General features: G+C 75.8%; 2 protein-coding genes. Both read right to left on the bottom strand.

Translation table 11 applies throughout. The features are described from left to right. Positions 1-2,210 (bottom strand): type I polyketide synthase (locus tag ACFWOG_RS37330; protein ID WP_380363893.1); only part of this gene is annotated, 2,210 nt, incomplete at its 3' end. Positions 2,211-2,263: 53 nt separating this feature from the next. Then, positions 2,264-8,173: a type I polyketide synthase gene (locus tag ACFWOG_RS37335; protein ID WP_380363895.1), complete on the bottom strand. Its 5,910-nt coding sequence runs from the start codon at positions 8,171-8,173 to the stop codon at positions 2,264-2,266. Positions 8,174-8,323: the final 150 nt, after the last annotated feature.

Consider the following 8,323-nt stretch of genomic DNA (forward strand, 5'->3'; position numbering starts at 1 on the left):
TCACCCGACACCACCACCGACAACGGACCATTCACCGCCGCAACATCCACACCCGCGACCAGAACAGCCCGCACCTCCTCCTCCGACGCCTCCAACGCCACCATCGCCCCACCACCCGGCAACGCCTGCATCAACCGCGCCCGAGCCCCCACCAACACCGCCGCATCACCCAGCGACAACACCCCCGCCACATGAGCCGCCGCCAACTCACCGATCGAATGCCCCGCCACAAAATCAGGCCGAACACCCCACGACTCGAACAAACGGAACAACGCCACCTCCACCGCGAACAACGCCGGCTGCGTCCACCCCGTCTCGTCCAACCCCACACCCGAAACGATCACCTCACCCACCGGCACACCCAACGCCTCCACCACCGCATCGAACGCAGCAGCGAACACCGGCTCCGAGGCATACAACTCACGCCCCATCCCCACCCGCTGACTCCCCTGACCCGAGAACAGGAACGCCAGCCCACCAGCCTGCGCAGTACCGCGAACGACCTCCACACCCTCCAGATCACGCAACGCAGCCGGATCACCCAGCACCACCGCGCGCTCCTCGAAGCTCGCCCGGGTGGTGACCAGGGCGCGGGCCAGGTCGACCAGGCCGTCACCGCCCCGCGTCCGGGCCGCGTCGGCCGACTCGGCGATCCGCAGGGCCTGCTCGCGCAGCGCCTCCGGGGAACGCGCCGACACCACGAACGGCACCACGGACGGCACCACAGCCGGAACCACCACGGACGGCACCGAGGACGGCGGGCCCGTCTCGGGGTCCGTCCCGGACCCGGCCGGCGGAGCGGTCTCCTCCGCCGCGGCCGGCACCTCGGGCGCCTGCTCGATGATCACGTGCGCGTTGGTCCCACTGGCGCCGAAGGCCGAGACGCCGACCCGGCGCGGGCCGGTCACGGACGGCCACGCGCGCTGCTCGGTGAGCAGTTCCACCGCGCCCGCCGACCAGTTGACGAACGGCGTCGGCTCCTCCGCGTGCAGGGTGCGCGGCAGCACGCCGTGCCGGATCGCCAGCACCGACTTGATCACCCCGGCCACGCCGGCCGCCGCCTGGGTGTGCCCGATGTTCGACTTCAACGAGCCCAGCAGCAGCGGCTGTTCGGCCGGACGCTCCTGCCCGTAGGTGGCCAGGACGGCCTGGGCCTCGATCGGGTCGCCGAGCCGGGTGCCCGTCCCGTGCGCCTCCACCGCCTGCACGTCGGCCGTGGCGAGCCGGGCGTCCGCCAGGGCGGCCCGGATCACCCGCTGCTGGGCGGGGCCGTTGGGCGCCGTCAGGCCGTTGGAGGCGCCGTCCTGGTTGACCGCCGAACCGCGCAGCACCGCCAGCACCTCGTGACCCAGCCGCCGCGCGTCCGACAGCCGCTCGACCAGCAGCAGCCCGACCCCCTCGGCCCAGCCGGTGCCGTCCGCGTCCGCCGCGAAGGCCTTGCAGCGGCCGTCGGCGGAGAGCCCGCGCTGGCGGGAGAACTCGACGAAGCCCTGGGCCGTCGACATCACGCTGACCCCGCCGGCCAGCGCCAGGTCCGACTCCCCCGACCGCAGCGACTGCGCGGCCAGGTGCAGGGCGACCAGCGAGGAGGAGCAGGCGGTGTTCACCGTGACCGCCGGGCCCTCGAAACCGAAGGTGTAGGAGATCCGGCCGGACGCCACGCTGTCCAGCCCGCCGATGCCCAGGTACCCCTCCAGGTCGCCCGGTGCGTCGTGGAGGCGGGGCGTGTAGTCCGTGCCGGCGAGGCCCGCGAAGACGGCCGTCCGACTGCCCCTGAGCGAGGTCGGGTCGATCCCGGCCCGCTCGAACGCCTCCCACGCGGTCTCCAGCAGCAGCCGGTGCTGCGGATCGGTGGCCACCGCCTCGCGCGGCGAGATGCCGAAGAACTCGGCGTCGAACTCGGCCGTGGTGTCCAGGAATCCGCCGTGCCGGGTGTAGGAGGTGCCGGGCCGGTCCGGGTCGGGGTCGTAGAGCCCGTCGAGGTCCCAGCCCCGGTCGGTGGGGAACTCGGTGATGGCGTCGACGCCCTCCGAGACCAGTCGCCAGAGGTCCTCGGGCGAGCCGACCCCGCCGGGCAGACGGCAGGCCATGCCGACGATGGCGATCGGCTCCCGCTTGGCCCGCTCCACCTCCTCCAGCCGCCGGTTGGCCTGGCGGGCGTCGGCCAAGGCGCGCTTCAGGTAGTCGCGGAGCTTCTGGTCGTTCGACATCGGTGCCTCTCGCATCACGGTCGTTCGGGTGGTCACAGGGGGCCGGACGGCCGTCAGTGGGTGTCGGAGGAGGACGCGTCGCGGTCCATCAGCGCGAACAGTTCCTCGTCGGTGGCGTTCTCCAGGTCGAGCTCGTCGAACCCGTCGCCGCCGATCGCCCCGTCCACCGGGCCGACGTCCCAGCGGTCGACCAGCGCCTTCAGCCGGGCCAGGACCGAGGCGCGCTCCACCCCCGGGTCCTCCGGGCCGGCCAGGGCCCGTTCGAGCGCGGCCAGCGACGCCAGCGCGCCGATCTCCGGCCCCGCCCCGGCCCCGGGGAGTTCGGTGATCAGGTACTCGGCGACGGCCGCCGGCGTCGGGTGGTCGAAGACCAGCGTGGCGGGCAGGTCCAGCCCGGTCCCGGCACCGATCCGGTTGCGCAGCTCGACGGCGGTCAGCGAGCTGAGCCCCAGCTCCCGGAACGCCCGGTCGGGGGCGACCCCACTGGTGTCGGCATGGCCGAGCACCGCGGCGGCCTCCCGGCGGACCAGGTCGAGCAGCGCCGCCGCGCGCGCCTCCGGCTCGTCGAACACGGCCAGCCTGGCCACCCAGGGTGCGGGGCCGTCGGTCGCCGTCCCGGCCCCGACCACGGAGGCGGTCACCGTCGCGTTGGTCACGACCGCGTCCAGCCAGTAGCGCTGGCGCTGGAACGGGTAGGCGGGCAGCGTGACCGGGCGCGGACGGGCGGCGGCGAACAGTCCCGGCCAGTCGACCGGCACCCCTCGCACCCACAGCTCGGCGGCGGAGAGCAGGAACCGGTCCAGCCCGCCGTGGTCGCGCCGGAGCGTGCCCGCCACCACCGAGCGGCGGGCGGCATCGGCCGCCTGGAGGGTCTCCTGGATCGGCACCGTCAGCACGGCGTGCGGGCTGACCTCGACGAACACGGTGTGCCCCGTCTCGGCGAGCCGCCGGGTGGCGTCCTCGAAGCGGACCGTCTCGCGCAGGTTGGTCACCCAGTACCCGGCGTCCAGCCCGGCCGTGTCGAACCAGTCGCCGGTGACCGTGGAGAGCAGCGGAACCTCCCCGGTCCGCGGGCGGACCGGGGCCAGCAGGTCGAGCAACTCGGCCCGCAGTCCGTCCACCTGGGCGGAGTGCGAGGCGTAGTCGACCGGGATCAGCCGGGCCCGGACGTCCTCCGCGCGGTAGCCGGCGACCAGTTCGGCCAGCGCCTCCGGCTCGCCGGAGACCACGGTCGCCGACGGGCCGTTCACCACGGCGACGGAGAGCCGCTCGCCCCAGGCCGCGATCCGCTCGCCGACCTCGGCCGCGGGCAGCGCGACCGAGGCCATGCCGCCGGCGCCGGAGAGGGCGAGGATGGCGCGGCTGCGCAGGGCGACCACGCGGGCGCCGTCGGCCAGCGAGAGGCCGCCGGCGACCACGGCCGCGGCGATCTCGCCCTGGCTGTGGCCGACCACGGCGTCCGGGCGGACGCCGTGCGCCTGCCAGAGTTCGGCGAGCGAGACCATCACCGCCCAGAGCACCGGCTGGACCACGTCCACCCGGTCGAGCCCGGGGGCGCCGGGGGCGTCGCGCAGGACGTCGACCAGCGACCAGTCGGCGTGCGGGGCCAGGGCGGCCGCGCACTCCTCGATCCGGGCGGCGAACACCGGTGCGGTGTCGAGGAGTTCGACCGCCATGGCGGCCCACTGGGAGCCCTGGCCGGGGAAGACGAACACCGTCCGGCCGGTCACGTCGGCGCTGCCCGTGACCAGCGCGGCGGCCGGGTCCCCGGCGGCGAGCGCACGCAGCGCGGCCGGGTCGCCGACGGCGACCGCACGCTCCTCCAGCGCGCCCCGCGCGGTGGCCAGGGCGTTCGCGACGTCCACCGCGTGGTCGCCGACGGCCGGTTCCCGGTCGTCGGTGGCGGGTTCCCCGCCGCCGGTGGCCGACGGGTCGGTGACCGCCAGCAGCTCGGCGACCCGGGCCGCCTGGGCCCGCAGCGCCCCGGCCGTCCGGGCGGAGACCGGGTACGGCAGCACGGCGGGCGCGGTGCCGCGCTCGGCGGGAACCGCCGCCGGGGCCTGCTCGATGATCACGTGCGCGTTGGTGCCCGAGACGCCGAACGAGGAGACCGCCGCCCGTCGGGGGCGCCCGCTCACCGGCCACTCCCGGGACTCGGTGAGCAGTTCCACCGCCCCCGCCGACCAGTCCACGTACGGCGAGGGCTCGTCGACGTGCAGGGTCTGCGGGAGGACACCGTGCCGGAGCGCCTGGACCATCTTGATGACGCCCGCCGCGCCGGCCGCCGCCTGCGTGTGCCCGATGTTGGACTTCAGCGAGCCGAGCCAGAGCGGCCGGTCCTCCGGCCGTCCCTGCCCGTAGGTGGCCAGCAGGGCCTGCGCCTCGATCGGGTCGCCCAGCGTGGTGCCGGTGCCGTGGCCCTCGACCGCGTCCACGTCGGCGGTGCCCAGACCCGCGTTGGCCAGCGCCTGGTGGATCACCCGCTGCTGGGACGGGCCGCTGGGCGCGGTGAGGCCGTTGGAGGCGCCGTCCTGGTTGACCGCGCTGCCGCGGACCACGGCGAGCACCTGGTGCCCGTTGCGCCGCGCGTCCGACAGCCGCTCGACCAGCAGCAGCCCGACCCCCTCGCCCCACCCGGTGCCGTCCGCGGCGCCTGCGTAGGCCTTGCAGCGGCCGTCCGCGGAGAGGGCGCGCTGCCGGGAGAACTCGACGAACGTGGTCGGGGTGGACATCACGGCCACGCCCCCGGCCAGGGCCAGGTCGCACTCGCCGGACCGCAGCGACTGCGCGGCCAGGTGCAGGGCGACCAGCGAGGAGGAGCACGCGGTGTCCACCGTGACCGCCGGACCCTCGAACCCGAAGGAGTAGGAGATCCGGCCGGACGCCACGCTGCCCGCCGTGCCGTTGCCCAGCCAGCCCTCCAGCTCGGCCGGCACCTCACGGACGCGCGGCGCGTAGTCGTGGTACATCACGCCGGCGAAGACGCCGGTCCGGCTGCCGCGCAGGGTCGCCGGGTCGATGCCCGCGCTCTCCAGCGCCTCCCAGCTGGTCTCCAGCAGCAGCCGCTGCTGGGGGTCGGTGGCCAGCGCCTCGCGCGGCGAGATGCCGAAGAACTCGGCGTCGAACTCGGCCGGGCGCTCCAGGAACCCGCCGTGCCGGGTGTACGAGGTGCCGGGCCGGTCCGGGTCCGGGTCGTACAGCGCGTCGAGGTCCCAGCCCCGGTCGTCCGGGAACTCGCTGACGGCGTCCCGGCCTTCGGCTACCAGGCGCCACAGCTCCTCCGGCGTGGCGACTCCGCCGGGCAGGCGGCAGGCCATGCCGACGATGGCGATCGGCTCGTCGACGCGCGACCGGGTCGACGTCTGCTGCCGGAACGCCACGGCCGTGTCGGCGCGTTCGGCGGCCGGGAGGCCGGCGCCGAGGAGTTCGGTGCGCAGGTGGTCGGCGAGGGCGGTCGGGTTCGGGTGGTCGAAGACCAGCGTCGCCGAGAGCCTCAGCCCGGTGGCCGCGGTGATCCGGTTGCGCAGCTCGACGGCGGTGAGCGAGTCCAGGCCCAGACTGGTGAACGACCGCTGGGCGCCCACCGATTCGGCGTCCGTGCCGAGCACGGCGGACACCTCCGCACGGACCAGCCGGAGCAGCTCCGCCTGCCGCTCGGTGTCGTCCGGCAGGGCGGCGAGCCGCTGGGCGAGCGTCGCCTCGCCGGGCGCGGTGGCCGGTCCGCCGGCGCCGGCCGTGCGCCGGGCCGGGCGGACCAGACCGTGCAGCAGCACCGGGGCGGTGCGACCGCGCAGGACGGCGAGGTCCAGCGGGGACGGCACGAGGGTCGCCCGGTCGGTCAGCCGCTGGGCGGCGTCGAAGAGCCGGACCCCCTCGGCGGAGCCGATCGGCCGGATGCCGAACCGCGCCAGCCGGGCGTGGTCGGCGGCACCGAGGTGGCCGGTGATGCCGCTGGCCTCCTCCCACTGGCCCCAGGCCAGGGACTGGGCGGGCAGGCCGATCGACCGGCGGTGCGCGGCGAGCGCGTCCAGATAGGTGTTCGCCGCCGCGTAGCTCCCCTGCCCCGGGCTCCCCAGGACGGCGGCGACGGAGGAGTACAGGACGAACGCGGCCAGGTCGTGGCCCCGGGTCAGCTCGTGCAGGTGCCGGGCCCCGTCCGCCTTCGGCGCCCACACCGCGGCCAGCCGCTCGGGCGTCAGCGCGGTCAGGATCCCGTCGTCCACGACACCCGCCGTGTGGACCACCGCAGTCAGCGGATGCCCCGCCGGAACCTCCCGGATCGCGGCGGCCAGCGCCTCACGGTCGGCCGCGTCGGCGGCGGCGATCGTCACCGAGGCACCCGCCGCGACGAGCTCCTCCCGCAACTCGGCCGCACCCGGCGCCCGCTCGCCCCGCCGGGAGAGCAGCACCAGATGCCGCACCCCCCGCTCGGCCACCAGGTGCCGCGCCAGGATCGCCCCCAGCGTCCCCGTACCACCCGTGATCAGAACCGTGCCGTCCGGGTTCCACGGGTGCGCCTCGGACTGCGGCGGAACGGTCACCCGGGCCAGCCGGGGGACGCGTATCGCGCCGTCCCGCAGGGCGAGTTGGGGCTCGCCGGTGGCGACGGCGGCGGCCAGGGCCGCCTCGGAGGCCGCGGCGCCGTCGGTGTCCACGAGCACGATCCGGCCCGGGAACTCGGACTGCGCCGAGCGGAGCAGACCCCAGACCGGGGCCGTCGCCAGGTCGGGCGTCTCGCCCTCGTCCACGGCCACCGCCTGACGCGTCAGGACCACCAGACGGACACCCTCACGGGACTCGTCCGCGAACCACCCCTGAACGGCCGCCAGCGTCACGGCCAGATCCCCCTCCGCACGCAGCACCTCCCAGGCGGACTCGTCGGAGGCACCCGCCGTCGACGCGGGCCATTCGACGGCGAAGAGGGTGTCCCGGCCGACGGCGGGTACGGCCCCCAGCTGCTCGGCCCGGACCGGCCGGGTGATCAGCGAGGCGACCGAGACCACGGGCCGGCCCTCGGGGTCGGCGGCCTCCAGGGCGTAGGTGTCCGGCCCGGTGGCGGTGACCCGCACCCGCAGCTCGGTCGCGGCCGAGGCGTGCAGGGTGACGCCCCGGTAGGCGAAGGGCAGCCGGCGGACGCCGGCACCGCTCGGGTCTCCGTCCGCGCAGCCGTCCGTGCCGCCGTCGAGGGCGGGAAGCTGGGCGGCCGCGTCCAGCAGGGCGGGGTGCAGCCCGAACCGGGCGGCGTCGGCGGTGAGCTGCTCCGGGAGGGCGGCCGTCGCGTAGAGCGTCGACCCCTCCCGCCAGACCTCCCGCAGGCCCCGGAAGGCCGGCCCGTAGTCCAGACCGACGGCGGCCAGCAGCGCGTACGCCTCTTCCGGGGCGATGCGCTCGGCGGTGTCGGCGGGCGGCCAGGCGAAGAGCTCGGCGGCGACGGGCGCGGTGGAGAGCAGGCCGCTCGCGTGGCGGGTCCAGTCGCCGGAGGCTCCGGAGTGCGCCGACCGGTCGGCGGCGGAATCCGCCGATCGGTCGGCGTGCTCGCCACCGCCTGCCGGCGGGGCGGGACGCGAGTGGACGGTGACGGACCGCAGGCCGTTGCCGTCCGGCTCGCCCACGGCCACCTGGAGCTGGAGCGCGCCGCGCTCGGGCAGGACGAGCGGGGCCTCGACGACCAGTTCGTCGAGCGCACTCGCCCCCACCTCGTCGCCGGCCCGGATCGCCAGCTCGACCAGGGCCGCGCCCGGCGCGAGCACCGTCCCGAGGGCGACGTGGTCGGCGAGCCACGGGTGGGTGGCCAGTGACAGGCTGCCCGTGAGCAGCAGGCCGGTGGAGTCGGCCGGGGCGACGACCGCGCCGAGCACGGGGTGCTCGACGGCAGCCAGGCCGAGGCCGCCGGCGTCACCGGTACGGGTCGCGGGCTCCAACCAGTAACGACGCCGCTGGAACGGATACGTCGGCAGATCCACCCGCGGACGCCGCCCACCACCGAACAACGCCGCCCAGTCGACCCGATGACCCTGGACATGGATCCGCGCCAACGCCGCCACCGCCGTCCGCGACTCCCCACGATCCCGCCGCAACACCGCAGCCGTCACCGGCCCCTCAAGAACCCCCTC

Source organism: Kitasatospora sp. NPDC058406 (genome assembly GCF_042722765.1).
In the GTDB taxonomy this organism is placed as follows: Bacteria; Actinomycetota; Actinomycetes; order Streptomycetales; family Streptomycetaceae; genus Kitasatospora.